The organism is Mangrovimonas sp. YM274, from assembly GCF_030908385.1.
Taxonomy (GTDB): domain Bacteria; phylum Bacteroidota; class Bacteroidia; order Flavobacteriales; family Flavobacteriaceae; genus Mangrovimonas_A.
The window spans coordinates 1,104,546-1,126,230 of the sequence record NZ_CP133091.1; the positions used below are offsets into that span (position 1 = coordinate 1,104,546).

The 21,685-nt window shown below is 38.2% G+C and carries 23 protein-coding genes; 12 read left to right on the forward strand and 11 right to left on the reverse strand.

What is annotated here, in order from left to right; translation table 11 throughout:
- Window positions 1–146 precede the first annotated feature (146 nt).
- Together purE and RBH95_RS04790 are read right to left on the reverse strand one after the other, a co-directional pair.
- Window positions 147–626, reverse strand: coding sequence for a 5-(carboxyamino)imidazole ribonucleotide mutase (gene purE / locus RBH95_RS04785; protein ID WP_053977350.1), 480 nt, complete (start codon window positions 624–626; stop codon window positions 147–149).
- A gap of 3 nt (window positions 627–629) precedes the next feature.
- Complete coding sequence (locus RBH95_RS04790) at window positions 630–1,784, reverse strand: 5-(carboxyamino)imidazole ribonucleotide synthase (RefSeq protein ID WP_307901572.1); 1,155 nt, start codon at window positions 1,782–1,784, stop codon at window positions 630–632.
- A gap of 172 nt (window positions 1,785–1,956) precedes the next feature.
- On the opposite strand from RBH95_RS04790, the gene RBH95_RS04795 reads away from it, so the two are divergent.
- The 6 genes from RBH95_RS04795 to RBH95_RS04820 all read left to right on the forward strand — a co-directional run bounded on the left by RBH95_RS04795 (window position 1,957) and on the right by RBH95_RS04820 (window position 6,355).
- Window positions 1,957–3,066, forward strand: a complete 1,110-nt coding sequence (locus RBH95_RS04795) for an adenylate kinase (RefSeq protein ID WP_307901573.1) — start codon at window positions 1,957–1,959, stop codon at window positions 3,064–3,066.
- A gap of 20 nt (window positions 3,067–3,086) precedes the next feature.
- A complete protein-coding gene (locus RBH95_RS04800; RefSeq protein ID WP_307902230.1) occupies window positions 3,087–3,275 on the forward strand; it encodes a PLD nuclease N-terminal domain-containing protein in 189 nt (62 codons plus the stop codon).
- Between the two features lie 46 nt (window positions 3,276–3,321).
- Complete coding sequence (gene obgE, locus RBH95_RS04805; protein WP_307901574.1) at window positions 3,322–4,320, forward strand: GTPase ObgE; 999 nt, start codon at window positions 3,322–3,324, stop codon at window positions 4,318–4,320.
- 141 nt (window positions 4,321–4,461) lie between these two features.
- The gene (locus tag RBH95_RS04810; RefSeq protein ID WP_307901575.1) at window positions 4,462–4,989 is read left to right on the forward strand and encodes a DUF4136 domain-containing protein; all 528 of its coding nucleotides are present in this window, start codon (window positions 4,462–4,464) and stop codon (window positions 4,987–4,989) included.
- An 84-nt stretch (window positions 4,990–5,073) separates the two neighbouring features.
- Window positions 5,074–5,628, forward strand: a complete 555-nt coding sequence (locus RBH95_RS04815; RefSeq protein ID WP_307901576.1) for a DUF664 domain-containing protein — start codon at window positions 5,074–5,076, stop codon at window positions 5,626–5,628.
- 1 nt (window position 5,629) lies between these two features.
- Entirely contained in the window at window positions 5,630–6,355 is a 726-nt protein-coding gene (locus tag RBH95_RS04820) for an SDR family oxidoreductase (protein WP_307901577.1), read from the forward strand.
- Between the two features lie 33 nt (window positions 6,356–6,388).
- Here the strand turns inward: RBH95_RS04820 and RBH95_RS16675 are convergent, their stop codons facing one another.
- On the reverse strand, window positions 6,389–6,568 hold the full coding sequence (locus RBH95_RS16675) for a T9SS type A sorting domain-containing protein (RefSeq protein ID WP_374047824.1): 180 nt from the start codon (window positions 6,566–6,568) through the stop codon (window positions 6,389–6,391).
- A gap of 79 nt (window positions 6,569–6,647) precedes the next feature.
- On the opposite strand from RBH95_RS16675, the gene RBH95_RS04825 reads away from it, so the two are divergent.
- Both RBH95_RS04825 and murC read left to right on the forward strand, forming a co-directional pair.
- Window positions 6,648–7,379: a lipopolysaccharide assembly protein LapB gene (locus RBH95_RS04825; protein ID WP_307901578.1), complete on the forward strand. Its 732-nt coding sequence runs from the start codon at window positions 6,648–6,650 to the stop codon at window positions 7,377–7,379.
- A gap of 87 nt (window positions 7,380–7,466) precedes the next feature.
- Window positions 7,467–8,822, forward strand: a complete 1,356-nt coding sequence (gene murC, locus RBH95_RS04830; RefSeq protein ID WP_307901579.1) for a UDP-N-acetylmuramate--L-alanine ligase — start codon at window positions 7,467–7,469, stop codon at window positions 8,820–8,822.
- Here the strand turns inward: murC and RBH95_RS04835 are convergent.
- From RBH95_RS04835 to RBH95_RS04855, 5 genes are all read right to left on the reverse strand, one after another.
- Complete coding sequence (locus RBH95_RS04835; protein WP_307901580.1) at window positions 8,815–9,522, reverse strand: lycopene cyclase domain-containing protein; 708 nt, start codon at window positions 9,520–9,522, stop codon at window positions 8,815–8,817. The genes murC and RBH95_RS04835 overlap by 8 nt on opposite strands.
- Window positions 9,522–9,980: a sterol desaturase family protein gene (locus RBH95_RS04840; RefSeq protein WP_053977359.1), complete on the reverse strand. Its 459-nt coding sequence runs from the start codon at window positions 9,978–9,980 to the stop codon at window positions 9,522–9,524. Before RBH95_RS04840 ends, RBH95_RS04835 begins: the two co-directional genes overlap by 1 nt.
- Before the next feature lie 11 nt (window positions 9,981–9,991).
- Window positions 9,992–10,828: a squalene/phytoene synthase family protein gene (locus RBH95_RS04845; RefSeq protein ID WP_307901581.1), complete on the reverse strand. Its 837-nt coding sequence runs from the start codon at window positions 10,826–10,828 to the stop codon at window positions 9,992–9,994.
- Window positions 10,825–12,294 carry an NAD(P)/FAD-dependent oxidoreductase gene (locus RBH95_RS04850; RefSeq protein ID WP_307901582.1) on the reverse strand — a complete coding sequence of 490 codons (1,470 nt, stop codon included), beginning with the start codon at window positions 12,292–12,294 and terminating at the stop codon, window positions 10,825–10,827. The genes RBH95_RS04845 and RBH95_RS04850 overlap by 4 nt, the downstream gene beginning before the upstream one ends.
- 116 nt (window positions 12,295–12,410) lie before the next feature.
- The gene (locus RBH95_RS04855; RefSeq protein WP_307901583.1) at window positions 12,411–13,907 is read right to left on the reverse strand and encodes a fasciclin domain-containing protein; all 1,497 of its coding nucleotides are present in this window, start codon (window positions 13,905–13,907) and stop codon (window positions 12,411–12,413) included.
- Window positions 13,908–14,084: 177 nt separating this feature from the next.
- On the opposite strand from RBH95_RS04855, the gene RBH95_RS04860 reads away from it, so the two are divergent.
- Window positions 14,085–14,957: a MerR family transcriptional regulator gene (locus RBH95_RS04860; RefSeq protein WP_307901584.1), complete on the forward strand. Its 873-nt coding sequence runs from the start codon at window positions 14,085–14,087 to the stop codon at window positions 14,955–14,957.
- 19 nt (window positions 14,958–14,976) lie between these two features.
- On the opposite strand, the gene RBH95_RS04865 is transcribed toward RBH95_RS04860, so the two are convergent.
- Complete coding sequence (locus tag RBH95_RS04865) at window positions 14,977–15,417, reverse strand: hypothetical protein (protein WP_307901585.1); 441 nt, start codon at window positions 15,415–15,417, stop codon at window positions 14,977–14,979.
- A 381-nt stretch (window positions 15,418–15,798) separates the two neighbouring features.
- Between RBH95_RS04865 and RBH95_RS04870 the strand changes: the two genes are divergently transcribed.
- Window positions 15,799–17,016 (forward strand): T9SS type A sorting domain-containing protein, encoded by a 1,218-nt coding sequence (locus tag RBH95_RS04870; RefSeq protein ID WP_307901586.1) that lies wholly within the window; start codon window positions 15,799–15,801, stop codon window positions 17,014–17,016.
- A 4-nt stretch (window positions 17,017–17,020) separates the two neighbouring features.
- Here RBH95_RS04870 and hutF read toward each other — a convergent pair whose 3' ends face one another.
- The gene (gene hutF / locus RBH95_RS04875) at window positions 17,021–18,397 is read right to left on the reverse strand and encodes a formimidoylglutamate deiminase (protein ID WP_307901587.1); all 1,377 of its coding nucleotides are present in this window, start codon (window positions 18,395–18,397) and stop codon (window positions 17,021–17,023) included.
- Window positions 18,397–19,305 carry an N-formylglutamate amidohydrolase gene (locus tag RBH95_RS04880; RefSeq protein WP_307901588.1) on the reverse strand — a complete coding sequence of 303 codons (909 nt, stop codon included), beginning with the start codon at window positions 19,303–19,305 and terminating at the stop codon, window positions 18,397–18,399. Before RBH95_RS04880 ends, hutF begins: the two co-directional genes overlap by 1 nt.
- Between RBH95_RS04880 and era the strand changes: the two genes are divergently transcribed.
- Entirely contained in the window at window positions 19,300–20,181 is an 882-nt protein-coding gene (era, locus tag RBH95_RS04885; protein WP_307901589.1) for a GTPase Era, read from the forward strand. The two genes, RBH95_RS04880 and era, sit on opposite strands and share 6 nt — an antisense overlap.
- A gap of 107 nt (window positions 20,182–20,288) precedes the next feature.
- Window positions 20,289–21,596, forward strand: a complete 1,308-nt coding sequence (der, locus tag RBH95_RS04890; RefSeq protein ID WP_307901590.1) for a ribosome biogenesis GTPase Der — start codon at window positions 20,289–20,291, stop codon at window positions 21,594–21,596.
- Window positions 21,597–21,685 lie beyond the last annotated feature (89 nt).

Consider the following 21,685-nt stretch of genomic DNA (forward strand, 5'->3'; position numbering starts at 1 on the left):
TTTTAGGATTAATTAACGATATTTTTTGATTTGTATTTGAATTATATTGCTACTTTTGTCCTCGAATCATTAAAGGCGTCAGAAATGACTCTTAAAATAATTGATTAATAGCTTTAAAACCTCGACTTCAGTCGGGGTTTTTTAAATTATAGGTTTTTCGCCGACTCTATTACGGCTGCTTTAAGGCCTTCTTTGTAAACCATAATTTTATCCAGGACACATTTATCGGAGCTTCCAATAATTTGTGCTGCCAAGATGCCGGCATTTTTGGCGCCGTTTAAAGCTACAGTTGCCACAGGTACACCGCCTGGCATTTGCAAAATAGACAGTACAGAATCCCAACCATCTATAGAATTGCTACTTTTTACAGGAACTCCAATAACAGGAAGTGGCGATAAGGACGCAATCATTCCCGGTAAATGGGCTGCGCCACCTGCACCTGCAATGATTACAGAAAACCCTCTGGTATGGGCATTTTTGCCATAGTCGAATAGTTTTTCAGGTGTGCGGTGAGCGGAGACAATATCCACTTCAACTTCAATGTCGAATCCTTTTAAAATATCAATAGCGTCCTGCATTACTGGCAGGTCGCTCTTACTTCCCATGATGATTCCTACTTTACTCATATTTTATTCGCTTATTACTTTTATTGTACTTTTTACTTGTTCGGCAACCCTTCTTGCTTCATTGATATCTTCATTTACAATGGTAACATGTCCCATCTTTCTAAACGGTCGGGTTTGCTTTTTGCCATAAATATGCGGGGTCACACCGTCCAATTTCATGATGTCTTCAATGTTTTGGTAGACGACATTTCCAGTATGACCTTCAGCACCTACTAAATTAACCATAATTCCGCCAACTTTATTATCGGTGTTTCCTAAAGGCAAATTTAGGATGGCTCTAAGGTGTTGCTCAAATTGCGAGGTGTAGCTAGCCTCAATGGTTTGGTGTCCAGAATTGTGAGGTCTTGGCGCTACTTCGTTCACTAAAATCTCGTCATCTTTTGTTTGGAACATCTCTACAGCCAATAGCCCCACATGTTGAAAGGCCTCCGATACTTTTAAGGCTACGGCCTTAGCTTTTTCGGCTACTTTATCGTCTATCCTTGCTGGACAGATAACATACTCCACTTGATTCGCTTCTGGGTGAAATTCCATTTCTACTACAGGATACACTTTCATCTCACCATCTGGAGTTCTTGCTACGGTAACTGCCAATTCATTTTTAAACGGCACCATAGTTTCTGCAATGCATTCCACATTTGGAAGTTCTTTCAAATCTGCTATCTCTCTAACAATTTTCACCCCATTTCCATCATATCCAAATTGGGCACTTTTCCAAACAAATGGTAGGGTAAGACCTCCATTGTGGATGGCTTCCTCGATTTCAGAAGTGTAGGCAAACCGATTAAAATCTGCGGTTGGGATGTTGTGGTCTCTGTAAAAGAGTTTTTGGGTAGCCTTATTTTGAATGCTTCTCAAGGTTTTGGAAGCAGGGTATACTTTAATCCCTTCTTTTTCCAAGGCTTCAAGAGCATCTACATTTACGTTTTCAATTTCAAAGGTAAGAACATCTACCTGCTTACCGAAGTTATAAACGGTATCAAAGTCCATTAAATCCCCTTGTTGGAATTGGTTACAGGCAATTTTACAAGGCGCTTCGTTACTTGGATCAAGGACGTAGGTGGCAATGTCAAACTTTCTGGTGTCATAGAGCATCATTTTGCCCAATTGCCCACCACCAAGAATACCTAGTTTAAATTCAGAAGAGAATAAATTCATATGTATTTCCCAGAAAAAAGGGAGTTGTTTTAGTTATACTTCAATCTTATAATGAGGCTACAAAAGTACAAATCAAAACCCTGTGAAAAAACTAAAAAACAAAACAATCTAAAGCAGAATTCGCAAATCGTTACTCAAATGATTATCTTTGCGTTTCTAAAATTAAAAACAAGTGATCAAACTTCACGACTTATACTTTAAACCATTTGTTTCAGAACAAGAATTGGAGGGGACCGTACAGCGTATGGTGGACCAAATTTCTGAAGATTTGAAGGATGAGGTGCCCGTGTTTGTTGGGATTTTAAATGGATCGTTCATGTTTGTGAGTGATTTTGTGAAAAAATACCCTAAACCATGTGAGGTGACCTTTATTAAACTGGCATCCTACGAAGGCTTGAAGTCTACCGAGGATATCCAGAGATTGATTGGCCTTACCCAGGATTTAACGGGACGTACGGTTGTAATTTTGGAAGACATTATTGATTCCGGAAGGACATTGGCAGAAGTGCACAGGATCTTTAAAAATGAGAATGTGAAAAAACTGATTATTGCCACTTTGTTCTTTAAACCGGAAGCGTACAAAAGAGATTTTAAACTTCATTATGTAGGTTTGGAAATTCCCGACAAATTTATTGTAGGCTACGGATTGGATTACGATGGATTGGGAAGGGACCTGCCTACCATATACCAATTAAAAACCACACAACACATGACAAACTTGGTACTATTTGGACCTCCAGGGGCCGGAAAAGGAACACAAGCAGAATTTTTAAAACAGAAATACAATTTGGTACACATTTCCACAGGCGATGTGTTTCGATACAACATTAAAAATGAAACAGCCTTGGGGATGTTGGCTAAGTCTTACATCGATAAAGGTGAATTGGTTCCAGACCAGGTTACTATAGACATGTTGAATGCTGAAGTTGAAAAGAATGCCGATGCCAATGGGTTTCTTTTCGATGGATTTCCACGCACCAATGCACAGGCAGAAGCTTTGGATAAGTTAATGGATAGCAAAGATTCTCAAATAAATGCTATGATTGCTTTGGAAGTTGATGATGAGGTATTGGTTGAGCGTTTGTTGGAACGCGGAAAGACTAGTGGAAGAGCTGATGATGCCGATGAAAGTATCATTAGAAACAGAATTGTGGAATACTACAATAAAACAGCCATTTTAAAAGATTACTATTCAGCTCAAAATAAATATTTTGGTGTTGACGGCGTTGGGGGTATCGATGAGATTACCAATAGATTAAGCGCGGTAATCGACAAATTATAATGGAGTCGGTATCTGTAGGGATGTTTCAAGGAGCAGTTTTAATTGTGGCATTGATTGGGTTATTACTACCGTTATTGGCACTTATTAGTGTTTTAAGAGGTAGGTTTAATGGTAACGAAAAGTTGCTTTGGGCCCTTGTAGTTATATTCGCTCCATTCATTGGTTCTATTTTGTATTTCGCAATTGGACGATCTAAGCGATTATCTTAAGCAATTAGATAGATTTTAAAAACACAGACCTTTTATAAGGAATAATATGACGGAAGGAAATTTTGTAGATTATGTGAAAATCCATGTGGCTTCAGGAAAAGGAGGCCAAGGGTCTGCTCATTTACATCGTGAAAAGTATATTGCCAAAGGTGGTCCCGATGGGGGTGACGGTGGTCGTGGAGGACATGTTATTATCAGAGGGAATAGCAATCTTTGGACCTTACTTCACCTAAAGTTTAAACGACACGTCCGTGCAGGACATGGAGAAAACGGAAGTAAGGCCAGAAGTACAGGTGCCGATGGAGAGGATATGTACATCGATGTGCCTTTGGGAACTGTGATACGGGATACCGAAACCAATAAAATTTTATTTGAAATCACCGAGGACCAAGAAGAAAGAATCTTGGCTGAAGGTGGTATGGGAGGTCGTGGAAACTGGCATTTTAAGTCAGCTACAAACCAAACGCCGCGCTATGCACAACCGGGAATGCCGCTTGAAGAAAAGGATGTTACCTTGGAGCTTAAGGTGCTGGCAGATGTTGGTTTGGTAGGATTTCCAAATGCAGGGAAATCTACTTTGCTGTCTGTGATTACTTCAGCTAAACCTAAAATAGCCGATTACGAATTTACCACGTTAAAGCCCAACTTGGGAATTGTGAAATATCGCGATTTCCAAACCTTTGTAATGGCTGATATTCCTGGGATTATTGAAGGAGCTGCCGAAGGGAAAGGACTAGGACATTATTTTTTACGTCATATCGAGCGAAATTCTATTTTACTGTTTTTAGTTCCTGCCGATGCCAATGATATTTTGGAGCAATACAATATTTTGTTGGATGAGTTAAGACGTTACAATCCTGAAATGTTGGATAAGGAACGTATGATAGCCATCTCAAAATGCGATATGTTGGATGATGAACTGAAAGCTGAATTGAAAGCCGAGCTTGATAAGAGTCTGCCAATTCCGTATATGTTTATTTCTTCTGTAGCTCAACAAGGTATTACCGAACTTAAAGACAAGCTATGGAAAATGCTTAATCCATAAAGACGTCTATATTTATAATATAAAGGGCTTGGAACTAAAACGTCCAGGCCTTTTTTGTTATAGGTACCATCTAAAGAATGAGTAATTAGTGTGCTTAGTAGGGAAAAGTTACATTTCTCTTTTTGTATCTTTATAAGAAAAATGAAAAACCTTTTTTCTGCCTTTATCTGCCTTACTTTTTTAGCCCTGATGGCTTGTGCCCCCGTTAAGGTTAATTATGACTATGAAAGAAACGCAGATTTTTCCAAATATAAAACCTACAATTATTTTCAAAACTTGGACACAGGTATGAGTGAATTGGATACCAAACGGTTTTTGGATGCTTTGGATGCGGCTATGGCAACTAAGGGCATGGTATTGTCTGATTCTCCAGATTTTTTAATCAAGATTAAAAGTAGTGCCTATACCGTGGGAAGTCAAAGTTCCGTGGGTGTTGGTTTTGGTGGTAGTGGTAGAAACATGGGAGGAGGCATTTCTGTAGGGATTCCTGTTGGGCAATCTACTTTGAATAGGCAGATTCAAGTAGATTTTGTGGATCCTCAAGGAGGTGGTTTGTTTTGGCAGGCGATAAGTGAAGATTCCTTTTATCAAGATGATGCTCCGGAAGCTAAAGAAGAAAAATTCAAAACAATCGCAACTGAAATTTTAAAGGGTTACCCTCCTAAATAAATTTTATAATAATCCTAACATTATAAAATAGGGCTGACTAGTTTCATTTTGTAGTTTTAATTAAACTTTTAATACATCAAAAATATGAAACAGCTACTACTTGTCATTACTTTACTTCTGGGCTTGAATGCAACATCACAATATGCCATTGAGCCATCCAAAGAGTATTCACATGATATAGGGAATATGGTTGTTATGCTCGATAATTTGAAAGGTAGAGTTGAACGGTTGGTAGGGCATTTAAATCAAGAACAAACGGATTATCTTATTGATGAAGATGCTAATACTGTTGGAGCTTTAATTTATCATTTGGCTGCAACCGAAGCGTATTATCAAGTATATACTTTTGAGAATAGGGAATTTAATGAAGAAGAAAGAGAGCTATGGGAAACGGCATTGCAGTTAGGTGATAAGGCTAGAAAGCAGTTTAAAGGAAAGCCAATTCAGTATTATTTGGATTTATATGATGCTGTAAGAACTAGAACCAAAGAGCTGTTAAAATCTAAAGATGATAAATGGTTTGCCGAAAAGACCGGAGCCATGTCCAACCATTGGGCTTGGTTTCATGTTATGGAACATCAAGCCAATCATATGGGGCAATTGGCATTTTTAACGAAAAGATTACCAAAAACAAAATAACATGAATGATTTAAACAATAAGGTTGCCTTAATTACTGGAGGTACAAAAGGAATAGGATATGGTATCGCTCAGTCTCTGTTGGCGCAGGGCGTGCACGTAGCGGTTACAAGTAGAAGCAGTGCTAAAGCACATGAAGCTGCAGGTTCATTAAATGCTCATAAAACAACAAAGGCGAAAGCAATTGGAGTAAAAGGAGATGTAAAGGATTTTGAAAGCTTAAAGGAAGCAGTAGCAGATACGGTAAGTGAGTTTGGGCAATTGGACATATTGGTGGCAAATGCAGGGGTAGGACATTTTGGTTCTGTAGAAGATTTAAGCGTAGAAGATTGGCAGGATACCATTGATACTAATCTTACAGGTGTTTTTTTTACCATCAAAGCAGGTGTTGAGGCGCTTAAAAAATCGGAGGGGTATTTTATTACTATTTCCAGTTTGGCAGGAACCAATTTTTTCGCTCAAGGGTCTGCCTACAATGCCAGTAAATTTGGAGTGACAGGATTTACCCAAGCGGCAATGCTCGACTTAAGGAAATACGGTATAAAGGCAAGTACCATCATGCCAGGATCTGTTGCCACATATTTTAATAACCATGTGCCGAACGATAGTGATGCTTGGAAAATACAAAGTGAGGATATTGGTGAACTGGTGGTGGATCTAGTGAAAATGAATCCACGGACACTGCCAAGTAAAATAGAAGTGAGACCATCGATGCCTCCAAGTAAATAGTAAATGAGCCCGCTTTAGCGGGCTTTCTTTTTGTTAATTTTTAATGACTTTTTTTGTTGCAATCAGAATATTATTGGCGTAGAAATTGGCCAAGTAGATACCACTTTCAAGCTGACTGATGTCTAGTTGGGTTGTACCATTATTCAATTGTGAGGAGAAGATTTGTTTTCCGTTTAAATCACTAATTTGTACTGAAAGGTTTTGATTGGTGATTCTCGAATTTCAAAATATACGCATCTTTGTAAAAATAAGAAAGTGTCATTATCTTTAATACTACAAGAACAGTAACTCTATGCGTTGGTTGATTTGCTTATTTTTTTTGCCTTTGATGGGATTTAGTCAATTGGATCAAAAGTTGGTTCAGACTTTAATCGATAAAAAGGAATTTACTCAGGCAGAAACTTTATTGTTGCCTTATGTGAAAGGTTTTGAAGATTTGGAAGCCGTAGAGTTGTTAGGCGATGTTTATGGGCACCAAAAAGAATGGGACAAAGCGATTGCAGAATATGAAAAATTGGTAGAGATACAGCCTAATGTGGCCAATTATCAATACAAATATGGAGGTGCTTTAGCTATGAAAGCTTTAAGTGTCAATAAAATTAGGGCTTTGACTATCATTGGAGAGGTGGAGGAGGCGTTCCTAAACGCTGCAAGTTTAGACCCTTCCCATATCGATGCTAGGTGGGCCTTGGTGGAGTTGTATGTGAAGCTCCCCATAATTTTAGGAGGCGGACTGGAAAATGCAATGCAATATGCTAATCAGCTGGAGGACTTGTCTTTGGTGGATGGTTATTTAGCTAAGGGCTTTGTGCATTTCAATGGGGAGGATTTTAGTTTAGCCGAAACCTATTATAAAAAGGCCGTTGTGGTTGGGGGCTCTTTAACTTGTTATAAAAAGCTTATAGAATTTTATATGTCTCAAAGTGAATTGGAAAAGGCTCTCAAGAATCTAAAAGAAGCTTACGCTAAATATCCAAGTGAAGCTCTTTTGAGTCAAATTACAGAGATTGAACAAAAAATGTAATCTTAAAAGTTGCATGCAAAACTTATGTAAGGAAACTTCGGCCTTACAGCAGCAATCCTTATATTTGAACACTTACAAACCCATGTTATGAACGTACATTTTATAGCTATTGGCGGGGCAGCAATGCATAATTTAGCCATCGCATTACACAATAAAGGATATCAGGTAACCGGAAGTGATGATGAAATTTTTGATCCTTCTAAATCAAGATTGGAGAGCAAAGGCTTGTTGCCAGAAGCCTATGGATGGTTTCCTGAAAAAATTACTGCCGATTTAGATGCTGTAGTATTGGGAATGCACGCCAAAGCTGATAATCCTGAACTTTTAAAAGCTCAGGAATTAGGATTGAAAATCTATAGCTATCCTGAATTTTTGTACGAACAATCCAAGCATAAAACACGTGTTGTTATTGGTGGAAGTCATGGTAAAACCACGATTACATCCATGATTTTACATGTTATGAATTATCATGATATAGATGTAGATTTTATGGTGGGTGCCCAATTGGAGGGTTTTGATGTTATGGTAAAACTTACCGATGACAATGATTTTATTGTTTTGGAAGGTGACGAATATTTAAGCTCTCCGATAGATCGAAGACCGAAGTTTCATTTATATCAACCCAACATCGCCTTGTTGAGTGGGATTGCTTGGGATCATATCAATGTATTTCCAACTTTTGAGAATTATGTGGAGCAGTTCAAAATTTTTGTGGATAGTATTGTTAAGGGTGGAAGTATTTCATATAATGCCGAAGATGAAGCGCTGAAACGCGTTGTAGAAGCCAGTGAAAATACGATTAGAAAGTTGCCTTACTATACACCAGAATATACTGTTGAAGATGGGGAAACCCTATTGGAAACACCAGAGGGGCCACTTCCTATTGAAGTATTTGGGAAGCATAATTTAAACAATCTCGCGGGTGCCAAGTGGATTTGTCAGCATATGGGGGTAGATGAAGATGATTTTTACGAAGCCATTGCAACTTTTAAAGGAGCTAGTAAGCGATTGGAAAAGATAGCGGAAGGTAAGAGTTCGGTTGCTTATAAAGACTTTGCACATTCTCCAAGTAAGGTGTCGGCCACGACAACGGCTATGAAAGAGCAATATCCAGACAAAACTGTAGTGGCTTGTTTGGAGTTGCATACTTATAGTAGTTTGAATGCCGAATTTTTAAAAGAATACAAAGGTGCTCTGGATGCTGCCGATGTGGCTATGGTGTTCTATTCGCCTCATGCGGTAAAGATTAAGCAATTGGAAGAGGTGACGCATCAACAAATAGCGGATGCATTCGAAAGAGACGACCTTATTATCTATACCGATCCAGAAGCGTTTAAAGACTATTTGTTTTCACAGGATTTCACGAATAATGCTTTATTGTTAATGAGTTCTGGGAATTATGGAGGGCTTGATTTCAACGCGGTAAAATCAATTATCAAGTAATTGCATGTTGGGTATTTTGAATGTTCTTGGTTTTGAAATACCTGTAGCATTCAATATTTAAAAATATAAGCAACATGCCATAAACACTATCCTCAATAGGGATGGTGGCAATCCTAATGCCTAGATTTTCACTATTGTTATACCAAACAATGGGAGCATCCAACAAGGAGCCTGTCAGAATGCCGTTACTCGCTATAAAAAACGGTAATATACAGAGGTAAGTGAGGTAATGAAAAGCTAGGTCGACTTTTTTGAGTTTTAGGTAGATTAAATACAGTGAGCAAAGGCCAAAGGCGCTGAGCGTATAGAGTTTTTCAAAATTTAAAACTGCAACAATCGTAAAAACGACAATTAGAATTGTCGTGATTTTTGCCTGAATTGTGTTCAATGGATTCTTTGCAATCAGTGAGTTTAGGGCGAAATAAGTAAACACACAGGCAAAGGGAATACAGATAAAAAATAGAATTTCTTCAATGGGTAAATCGGCAATATTTATTCTTAGTAAATAGTCGCTGTTAAATCCCCAAACTCCAATATTGGTGAAATACCAATCCCAAATTAAAAATAAAAAGGTCACTATTACATTGCCCTTAAAAAAGGCTTTCCAATTTTTATAAAAAGGATATTTGCTGTAGAAACTAGCAATAACAGGAATTAGGATACAGGCAAAATTTACAAGTAGATAGGTGTAGGGCCTCATTATGCTTTGAACTGTTTATGAAACTTTTTAGGAACCCATAGCATTCCGAAGCACTCACCGTCTTCCTTGTCCAAATGTTTGTGATGTACTTTATGGGCTTTTCGTAGCCCAATGAGGTATTTATTCTTAATATTCTTGAACCATTTAAAGCGTTGGTGGATTAAAACATCATGGATTAAGAAGTAAGCAATGCCATAGAAAAAAATGCCCAATCCAATAAAGAACATAAAGTTTAATTTTGGGACAGCTCCAAAATAGAACAGGGCTATGCTGGGGATTGCAAAAATGATGAAAAAGGCATCGTTTTTTTCAAATACATGAGGGTATTTAGGTTGGTGGTGATCTTCATGGAGATACCATAAAAATCCGTGCATGATATATTTATGGGTAAACCACGTAACCAATTCCATAAAGGAGAATGTGAGAACGGTAATTGCTATGTACAATAGAATTTCCATACCAATATGTTTTAGATAAAGTTTAATTTAAAGCGTATGTAAGCCTTTGTTAAGATAAGAATTTTTAAGGGGTTGGAGATTCTAATACGTTCATTTAATATATGTTTAGAATCTAGTCTTTTTAATTTCTTCAATAAATTTAAATAATATTTATAGGCCAAATACACGCCCAATCTACTTTCAAGTGGTAACACCACAATGCCTTTAAAGGCTTCACGAAAATCATTTTCAATATCTTCAATAATGGCTTTTTTGTTGAGTTCAGATAGGGAATTGTTGTTCACGTTAGGAAAGTAGGAGCGCCCTAGTATTTCCATATCGTCTTTAAAATCTCTCAAGAAATTGACCTTTTGAAATGCTGAACCTAAGTATTGTGCAGGTGTTTTTAAAAGCTGGAACATGTCTTCGTCATTATTGGTAAAAACCCTTAGGCACATAAGTCCAACTACATCGGCGGACCCGTAAATATAGTTTTCGTAGGCTTCTTTAGTGGTGTATTCTTTTATTTTTAAATCCATTTCCATTCGCTTCAAAAAATCATCTGCATACGTATGCAGGTTATATTTCCATGCAACTTCTTGAAAGGCGTTTAATATTGGGTTTAAACTAATTTTTCGCTCTATGGCTTTTTTGTATTCTTCCTTAAACTCTTCAAATAAACCCTCCTGATCATACTCGTGAAATGAATCGACAATTTCATCGGCATAGCGTACAAATCCATAGATGGCATATATGGCAGGTCTAATGGAAGGCGCAAAAAGTTTGATACCCATGGAAAAAGAAGTGCTATACTCTTGGGTTACAATTTTGCTGCATTTGAGGCTTGAAGTGTCAAAAAGTGCTTTCATAGTTTGGTGTGTTTTTGAATGAGTTCGCTAACAATTTTTCCGGAGATAAGAGAAGGTGGTACTCCAGGGCCCGGTACGGTAAGTTGTCCGCAGAAATAGAGGTTGTTAACTTTTTTGCTTTTTAATTTAGGGCGTAATACATGGGTTTGCATTAGGGTGTTTGCCAAACCGTAAGCATTCCCTTTGTAAGCATTGTAATCCTCTTTAAAATTGTTGATACAGTAGGATTCCTTAAAAAGAATATGGTCAAAAAGCGGTTGGTCCGTTAGGTGTTCCAAGCGCTCTATAATTTGTTTGAAATAATGATTTCTTATCAGGTCATTATCTTCTAGGTCGGGGGCCAAAGGTATAAGGAAAATACCGGCTTCTGTGCCTTCAGGAGCGGTTGTGGCATCTGTAATACTTGGGAAGCTAGCATAAAAAAGAGGGTTTTCTGGCCATTCTTTGGTATTGTAAATGGTTTTTGCATGAATTTCAAAATCACTGTCAAAGCAAAGCGTATGATGAGATACGTTGCTAAGTTTTTTGTCGAAACCTACATAAAAAAGAAGCGCTGAAGGGGCGAAGGTTCTGTTGTTCCAATAGGTTTCGGAATATTGCCTGAACTGTTTTGGAAGCAAGGTTTCCGTATGATGGTAATCGGCTCCGCTTAATAGGATATCACAAGTATATTCTTTGGAATTTGTTAGGACAGAGCTAACGGAATTCTTTTCAATCTTTATTGATTCAACTGGGCTATTGGTGAGTATGCTCACGCCTAAGCTCTCGGCTAAATCTTTCATAGCTTTAACTACCATATACATGCCGCCTTCAGGATGCCATGTTCCCAATTTAAAGTCGGCATAGTTCATAAAATTGTAAAAAGAGGGTGTGTTGCTGGGCTTCGCTCCGAGAAAAAGCACTGGAAATTCCAATATTTGTTGCAACTTTTCATCTTTTACATATTGAGAAATATCCTTTTTGATACTGGTAGCAAACCTGTTCAGCTTGGTGACTGTTTTTAAGGTGACAATTTCAGTGACAGATTCCCCAGGTTGGTATACCAAATCCTTGATGGCAAGATTGTAGTTGTCCTCAGACTTATTAATGAACTTTTGCAAGGCCGTTCCACTATAGGGTTCTATCCTCTCGAACGTATTTTTAATATTTTCAAAATCAGCAGAAATTGAAACGCTATCTTTGGAACTAAAATAAATTTGATAGGCTGGATCCAGTTTTTTAAGATTGTAAAAATGAGAAGGCGTAGTATTGAAATCGCTAAAAAAGCGTTCAAAAACATCTGGCATCCAATAGAAAGTAGGGCCGATGTCGAAGGTAAAGCCGTCTCGTTTAAGTTGCCTAGCCCTTCCGCCAACGGTGTTGTTTTTTTCCAATATGATAACATCAAACCCGGCTTTAGCCAAGTAGCAGCTTGCAGAGAGGGAAGAGAACCCTGAGCCTATAACGATTATTTTTTTCTTGGCCATTTTACTAAAGTTACTATTTTTTTCTTACATAGAAAACCGGTAACCATTTATAGATTACCGGTTTACAACCAACTAACCAATCAACCTAAAAACGTACATCATGAGTACGCGCAATATTAATTAGGCAGTAATACTTGATCAATGATGTGAATTACACCATTGCTAGCAGTAATATCTGCCGTAGTTACAGAAGCCGCAGCTCCAGTTTCATCTATGATAAATACGCCGCCATCCAAATCAACAGTTAGCATACCGCCTTGGGCAGTTTCAACTGTTTGACCATCGGTTAAATCTGTGGAGTAAACAGCGGCTCCAGATACAACATGGTATGTTAGAACACTTGTTAAAAGTGCTTTTTCTTCTTCTGTATCAAAATCTTCCAAACTGTTGTAATCAGGTCCAAGTGCATCTAATAGATTAGCAAAAGCGTCATTGGTGGGCGCAAAAACTGTAAAAGGGCCATCGGTTTGTAACAGGTCTACCAATCCTGCGTCTGCTTGTACCAATGCTGCTACTAGGAGACTTAAATTTTCCTCTCCCGAGGCTATTTCCACTATATTGGGGGTATTAAGACTGTTTACAAAATCTATTGCTGCTTGAGGTAGTAGAACCTTGTCAATTGTATGTGCCACACCGTTCGATGCTGTAATGTCTACTGCTGTAATATTGGCATTAACATCAGAGGCGTCTCCTATAACATAGGTTCCTCCAGAAGGAATAATATCAAGTGAGTTACCTGTAAATGCTGTTTCAACTGAGGTTTCGGATAAATCCGTAGAAAGCACATTGGCTGCTAAAACATGGTATAAAACAATATTTCTTAAAAGATCTATTTCCTCGTCTGTATCAAAATCATCAAGACTATTGTAATCATCTCCTAGAGCATCCAATAGGGCAACAAAGGCGTCGTTTGTTGGAGCAAACACCGTAAATGGCCCGTCGCTATTTAGAGTTTCTACCAAACCTACTTTCACAACAACATCTTCTAAAATGGAAAGACTATCTGTATTAACAACAATATCTACAAGGGTTCCTTGATTAATGGCATCAATGATAACCTGAGGCAATAAAACTTTATCAATAATATGGATAACTCCATTGGTAGCCTCCACATTGGCAGTTGTAACATTGGCATCTGCGTCAGAAGCGTCGCTTACCGAAACACCTCCTCCAATATTAATGGTAACATCTTCACCTTGCAGTGTCATTATGGATTGCCCATCTGAAAGATCTGAAGACATGGCAGCCGTTCCAGAAATGACATGATATTGTAGGATGGTTCCTAACAAAGCACGCTCTTCATCAGTGTCAAAATCATTCAAAGAATTGAAATTGTCTAACTGTGATAGAAGATTAGAGAAGGCGGCATTGGTCGGAGCGAAAACTGTAAAAGGTCCATCGCCACTTAGAGCGCCTATTAAGTCGGAATTCGCATTTTGATCCGCAACTGTAAGGGCGGACACCAAACTACTTAAATCATCATTAGCGGCTGCGGTTTGGACAATATTTAAGGTAGGTCCCATTGGGATGTCATTAGAATCATCATCATCGCTACAAGAAGTGTTGAAGACCACTAAGAAAATGAGCGTTGCAAACTGGAATAAATTTTTCATGTCTAACATTATTTTAGTTGAACTTGTACAAATATAATGAAAAATAATTTAATTGTCCAACTTTTAAAATGTATAAGTTTTACATTTTGAATTGTGGTTTTGTGTGTTTTATGACCTTTTTTTCGTAATTTTTGATTAAGTTTGTTACATAAATTACTTAAAATGGGGAGCTATTCAATGGCACAAGTTGTGTCAATAACAGGGATTAAATCGCACACTTTACGGAAATGGGAAAGTAGATACAGCTTTCTGACTCCTATGAGAACTGAGACAAATATTCGGTTTTATACCGAAGAGCAGCTTAAGGCACTTTTGAACATTAGTATCCTGACCCGTAATGGTTTTAGGATTTCTCAAATTGACAAAATGTCTCAAGAAGAAATCTACGAAGCAGTTTCAGAAACGATGATGTTGGGGTCTAAGGAAGATGAGATCAACGCCTTGATAGTTGCTATGATCAGTTTTGACGAACAAGAGTTTGACAAAATTTTTAAAACTGAAATTATTAAATCGGGTTTGTTGTCTACCGTTACTCAATTAATTTATCCTTTTTTGAGGCAGGTTGGAGTGTTGTGGGGAAGCAATAAAGTTATGCCTGCTCAGGAGCACTTTATATCAAATTTGATAAAAAGAAAGATTTTCCACGCCATAGAATTGCTGGCTCCAAGTAGTGAAAATGCTCCCAAAGCCGTATTGTTTTTATCGGAAGGAGAATATCACGAAATAGCCCTATTGTTGGCTTATTATATTACGAAGAGTTCTGGATGGAATGTGTGTTATTTAGGGCAGAGTGTGCCTTACGAAAATATAGAGAAAGTAATTAACGCCGTAAATCCAGATTTGTTGCTGACCATTTATACCTCCAATAATCCGGAAAGGGCAGAAAGTAGTATTGAAAAGATTTTGAGTTTTAGTGAGTTGCCATTAGTGGTTTCAGGAGGGCCTGCGCTATCTCAGGAGCAAATAGAAGCATTAGGCCAAAATATTGAATACCTCAATGCGCCTCAGGACCTAATTACTTTTTTAGAGGCGTTTAAGGTTGCAGTTTAACAGGCTATTAAAATATCCGTTAATAAGAGTAGAGAGCCTCATCGCCGGAATTGGCAATGGTAAGCAAAACTTGGTCGCCATCCACTTGAAGGTTGGAGATTTCAAAAGAAATAGTTTTCGATATTACTGCATCGCAAAGCTCTAGATTTTTTAAGGATAACCTTAGGTTTCTTTGGGGAGGATTGGATTCCATGATAACCTCAGAGTCCACGAGCATTGTTTCCCAAGAATTGCCATCGCAACCACTGGCACTAAAACTAATTTGTAGGCAATTATCGTCAATCTCCATACTGTGAATAATTAAGGGGTCGGCTGGTGCCGTCATGAATAGTTCTGAACTAATCATGGTTACTTGATCGCAATTTGTTGATGGAGCAGGGGAATCATCATCACTACAGCAGGCGCTAATGACAAGTAAAAGTACTATGGTGAAACACCACTTAAAGACTCTTTGTTGCATTGTGAATTTTTTAGTAAGATGTGGAAAGTGTTGTAAGGTTGCGTTGCTTTGGTGGATTTTCAAAGAAAATATGTCTTCTTTTATGCAAATCAACTTTTAAGATATCAATCCTAAAACTATTGTGTCGATTTCTGTAATGAATACTTCAATACTTAATTTTAAATTTTTTTCTGTTATTCCAAGTCTCGTTTTTTTATTCTAAAAGTTTATTCTGTTACTGATAAACGGGCCACTACTTGAATTCATGGGGTATAATAAGGTTTTATCGCCAAAATTATAAAGGATGTGAGTAAAGTAGATAGGGGTGGTTTTGGTTAACTAATTGTTTTTCAGTTATTTAAGTTGTTTTAAATCAATATCTTTGAAGGAAAGTGAAATATTATGAGGCTTCAGGAAATTGTTAAAATAATTGTTATTGTATTTGGAATAATGAAAGGATTTGGGCAAACGGGATGCACGGACCCTTTAGCGAATAATTATGATGCTCAAGCCGTGCAAAATGATGGAAGTTGTACTTATGACACAAGCATTGTTAGTCCTGAAAGTAGCATTGTTCTGGATTCGTCTTTGGAGGAGGCTTCTGGACTTATGTATTGGATGAATTCTTTGTGGACTCATAATGATAGTGCCGACAACAATCTGTATGAAATAAATCCAAGCAGTGGGGCGCTTTTGTCTAGTATAGCGCTTGCCTCGGTTGAAAATATTGATTGGGAAGACATTGCCCAGGATGAGAATTACGTTTATCTGGGAGATTTTGGAAACAATGTCAACGGTAATCGCACCGATCTTAAGATTATAAGAATTAGTAAAACCTCATTAGAGGCAGGGAATCCTAACATGGATTTTATAAATTTTTCCTTTTCAGATCAAATAGATTTTACGCCTCAAGGTGTCAATAATACAGATTTTGATTGTGAGGCTATGATTGTTTTTGAAGAGGATATTTTTCTGTTTACTAAAGAATGGATAAGTAACGGTACCAAAGTTTATAAATTGCCCAAAAAGCCTGGTACCTTTGTAGCTCAAATGGAGGGGAGTTATGATGTACAAGGATTGATAACTGGAGCTGAAGCTTATGAAGATACTGGAGTAGTAGTCCTTCTAGGGTATAACGACTTGGTGATGCCTTTTCTTTTCCTGTTGTATGATTTTAATGGAGACGATTTTTTTGGAGGTAATAAGCGAAGGTTGGAGTTAAATTTACTTTTGCATCAAGCGGAGGGCATTGCTACCTCTAACGGATTGGATTATTATATTGTTAATGAGGAGGTGTCTATTTTGGGAGTTGCCCCTCAACTGCACGCTATTGATCTGTCCACTTTTTTGGAGGGAAATGCTTTGGGTTTGGAAGACCTTAACCAGAGTGGTAATTTGGGAATTGTGCCCAACCCTGGAATCTCGAAAGTGGAAATATTGGGCATTAAAAAAAATTACCCCATCACATTCCAAATTATGAATATGATGGGGCAGGTACTTCATAAAGGATTGTTGCAATATCAACAACCTTTTATTGATATTTCTAAATTAAGTGTTGGATTATATATGGTAATGTTTTATTCAACAAATAATCAATCTCAACTATTGGTTAAGGAATAGGTCATCATAATCTCGAGCCAAGTTCCTTCATGGTGTTGACAAATCTAGATGATATGTCTTCTAAATTGTTATGAATGCCTTTTTTTGCAACCCATTTTCCATTGATGATAGTTCCCAAAATGTTGGATACATCGCTAGTGTATACAAAAGTATTGCAGAGGTGTTTTGTAGAAGCAGTTGCCACTAATGGTGACTTAGCATCCATAACTACCGCATCAAAGGATTGTCCTATTTTAAAAAAGTTGTCTAGATGTTCTCCCATGGCTCTTTTGCCAGCTTTCCATGCCATTTCAATAGCATTAAATCCGCTGTCTCCGGCATTGGGTTGGAAATAGGTATTGCGTTTGTGGGTGGTTAGGCGCTGTCCATAATCTAATATGCGAAGTTCTTCATAGGGATTCAATCCTACGTGGCTGTCGGTACCAATACTCCATTGACCGTTCAAATTTTTAAAATCGTTGAATCGGAAAAGACCATCACCCAAATTGCCTTCAGTGGAAGGACAAAGTACTACATTGGCTTTGGTTTGGGCAATGCCGGCAACTTCACGATCGTTTAAATGTGTGGCATGTACCAAATGGAAATTTTCGGTCATTGAGCAATTATCCAATAGCCATTCCACAGGCCGTTTTCCGTGAAATGCAACACAATCCTCAATTTCTTTTAATTGCTCAGACACATGAATGTGAAATGGCAAATCGTTCTTGTAATCCTTGCAAACACTGATGATGTCATTTGGGGCTACAGCTCTTAAGGAATGAATGCCTATTCCCAAGGACGCATTTTTGTATGTTTTGGTTGCTTGTTTGGAGCTTTCTAAAAGTTTGTAATAGTCTTCAATAGTTGGAGAAATAAAGCGCTTTTGTTTGTCTTCGGCAGGTGTTCCAAAGCCACCTTTTTGATAAAACATTGGCACTAAGGTAATGCTAATGCCAGCTCTTTCAGCCGCAGCAATAAGTCGCTCCCCATGTTCTGCCAAATTATAATATGGCACACCATTGATGTCGTGGTGTAGATAATGAAATTCTGCGACGGCGGTATACCCATGACGAACCATTTCGGCATACAACATCGCAGCAATATCTTCTAAATGTTGAGGGGACATGCTTAGGGCCAAATTGTACATAGCCGTCCTCCAGCTCCAAAAGTCGTCAGGGACTCCGGTGCCTTCATGGAGTTCGGCCAAACCCGCCATGGCATATTGAAAGGCGTGGGAGTGGGCGTTTTGAAATCCAGGTAGGGCATAACCGTTCACGTTTTCTCCTTCTGCAGTAGCTTCGGAAGAAATGGATTCAATAATTCCTTGGTCATTAACCGTGACAGCTGCATTTTCAAGCCAACCTTCATTGGTCAATAATCCTTTAAAAATATATGTGGGCATTAGAGTGTATTTATAAGATTTTTAAATAATAGTTTTAAGGTTGCTCTTGTGGCATTGGCACGTTCTTCATGATACTTGGTTTCGCTGTCGTCCATGTAGTTAGTCTTGGCCATTTCCAATTGAAGCGCGTGAATGTTTTTGGCAGGATCTCCAAAGGAGCGCGTAATGTGTCCACCTTTAAATGGGTGGTTGTGCTCCAAATCTTTATTGGCCGTTTTCAAGGCGTTCATGGCAGTTTCTATGATGGTTTTGGAAGCTGAGGTTTCATCGTTGTCTCCTAAAATTAAATCGGGGAAAGCTTCTTTTCTGATGCCTGGAACTACTTTTCTTATGGAATGCGCATCAAACAACAGGGCTTTACCAAATTTTTGCTTAGTGTCTTCCAATAAATCAGCAATTTTTTGGTGATACGGACGGTAGTAGTTTTCGATTCTATAGTTGATGTCTTCCTGGGTAGGTAATTCACCTTGATACAAAGGAGCTCCATTGAAATTCGTAGTGGTCACTAATCCTGTAATCACACGACCGTCATCATAAAGCGGTTTGCTTTCCGGTGTTCTGTTGAGGTCGATGACCCAACGGCTATAGTTGGCCGTGATCATAGTGATGCCCATGGTAGGAGCAAAGTCGTATAATTTGTCAATAAACCAATCGGTATCATCCGGATTATTGGCTTTTTCTGGATATAATTTTGAGGCAATATCTTCTGGGAAAAAAGTCCCTGAATGTGGCGAGCTAATGATAATAGGAACCTGCTGCGCTGTAGGTTCGATAATGTTATAAAGTGTCATAAAAATGAGATCGTTGTCATTTGGAGATACAAAAATACAAGTAATGGTGGAATTTGGCGAAATAAACAGAGGAAGGTCGTAACTTTGCCAAATAATTATTACATTGATAAGATGCATAAAGCAGGTTTTGTAAATATCATAGGAAATCCAAATGTGGGGAAGTCTACCCTCATGAATGCCTTTATTGGAGAGAAATTGTCAATTATCACTTCCAAGGCGCAAACTACAAGACACCGTATTTTGGGGATTGTAAATGGGGAAGATTTTCAGGTGGTGTTGTCGGACACTCCGGGAATCATTAAACCAGCCTATGAGTTGCAGGAATCCATGATGGATTTTGTAAAGTCGGCTTTCGAAGATGCCGATGTGCTTTTATATATGGTGGAAATTGGCGAGCGCGAATTGAAGGATGAAGCGTTTTTCAAAAAAATACAATCCTCAAACATTCCAGTATTGTTATTACTGAACAAAATCGATAAATCCGATCAAGGACAGTTGGAAGAGCAGGTGCAATTATGGGCAGAAAAGGTGCCAAATGCAGAAATCTACCCTATTTCTGCATTGGAAGGTTTTCAGGTGAAAGAGGTTTTTGACCGTATCATTGAATTGTTGCCAGAATCACCACCGTTTTATCCAAAAGATCAGTTGACTGATAAGCCGGAACGTTTCTTTGTGAATGAAACCATTCGTGAGAAAATTTTACTTCACTATAAAAAAGAAGTGCCTTATGCCGTTGAAATTGATACAGAAGAATTCTTCGAAGATGAGGATATCATCAGAATGCGTTCTGTAATCATGGTAGAGCGCGATACCCAAAAGGGAATTATCATTGGTCATAAAGGATCGGCGCTTAAGCGAGTGGGTATAGAGGCTAGAAAGGATTTGGAGAAGTTTTTCGGGAAACAGGTACATCTGGAATTGTATGTAAAAGTGAATAAAAACTGGAGGACTAACCAAAAGCAGCTCAAGCGTTTTGGATATAATCAGAAATAAATAGACAGCACTTTAGGGTGCTGTTTTTTATAGTTTTAAAAACCTACAAAATATCATAGCAAAAACTGTTAATTTAATAGTATCTTTGCAAACTTAAATTTTTACAAATGAGTAATATAGTAGCCATAGTAGGACGTCCAAATGTTGGAAAATCAACGTTTTTTAATCGTCTGATTCAGCGTAGAGAAGCTATTGTTGATGCCGTAAGTGGGGTAACAAGAGATAGGCATTATGGAAAAACGGATTGGAACGGTAGAGAGTTTTCGCTAATCGATACTGGTGGTTACGTTGTAGGGAGTGATGATATTTTTGAGGCTGAAATTGACAGACAGGTAGAGTTAGCCATTGATGAGGCCGATGCCATCATTTTTATGGTTGATGTAGAATCTGGAATTACGGGTATGGATGAAGACGTGGCCAATTTGTTGCGCCGTGTGGACAAGCCTGTGTTTTTAGCTGTTAATAAAGTTGATAATAACAAGCGCGCCGAAGATGCTGTTGAGTTTTATGCCCTAGGTTTAGGCGACTATTTTACCATTGCCAGTATTAATGGTAGTGGAACGGGAGATTTGCTAGATGCCGTTGTGGAAGCCTTACCTGAAAAGGAGGAAGAAGTAGTGGAAGATGAATTGCCGCGTTTTGCTGTAGTTGGAAGACCCAATGCCGGAAAGTCATCCTTTATCAATGCTTTGATAGGTGAGGATCGTTACATCGTAACCGATATTGCGGGAACTACCAGAGATGCGATTGATACCAAATACAACCGTTTTGGATTTGAATTCAATTTGGTGGATACTGCCGGTATTAGAAGAAAATCCAAGGTTAAAGAAGATTTGGAGTTTTATTCGGTGATGCGAAGTATTCGTGCTATTGAGCATTGCGATGTGTGTTTATTGGTGTTGGATGCAACTAGAGGATTTGACGGTCAGGTGCAAAATATTTTTTGGTTGGCAGAGCGTAATCGTAAAGGAATTGTCATCTTGGTGAACAAGTGGGATTTGGTGGAGAAGGATAATAAAACAGCTAAAGAGTTTGAACGAACGATAAGAAGGGAAATAGAACCTTTTACAGATGTGCCAATTGTGTTCATTTCTGTATTGAACAAGCAGCGTATCTTCAAGGCTATTGAAACAGCCGTTGAGGTATATAATAACCGTTCCAAAAAAATTAAGACCAGTAAGTTGAATGAAGTGTTATTGCCTATTATTGAGCAAACACCGCCGCCAGCTTACAAAGGAAAATATGTAAAGATTAAATATATTATGCAGTTGCCTACGCCGCAGCCGCAATTTGCATTTTTCTGTAACTTACCACAATACGTTAAACCACCTTACAAACGCTTTTTGGAAAATCAGTTGCGCGAGCATTTCGATTTTCATGGGGTGCCAGTAACGGTGTATATGCGTAAAAAATAGATTTTTCAGGATTGTTTGAAAATTTTTAGGGCTGTGAGTTGAATATTCATAGCCCTTTTTTTGTTAAAAAAATAAGAAAATACATACGA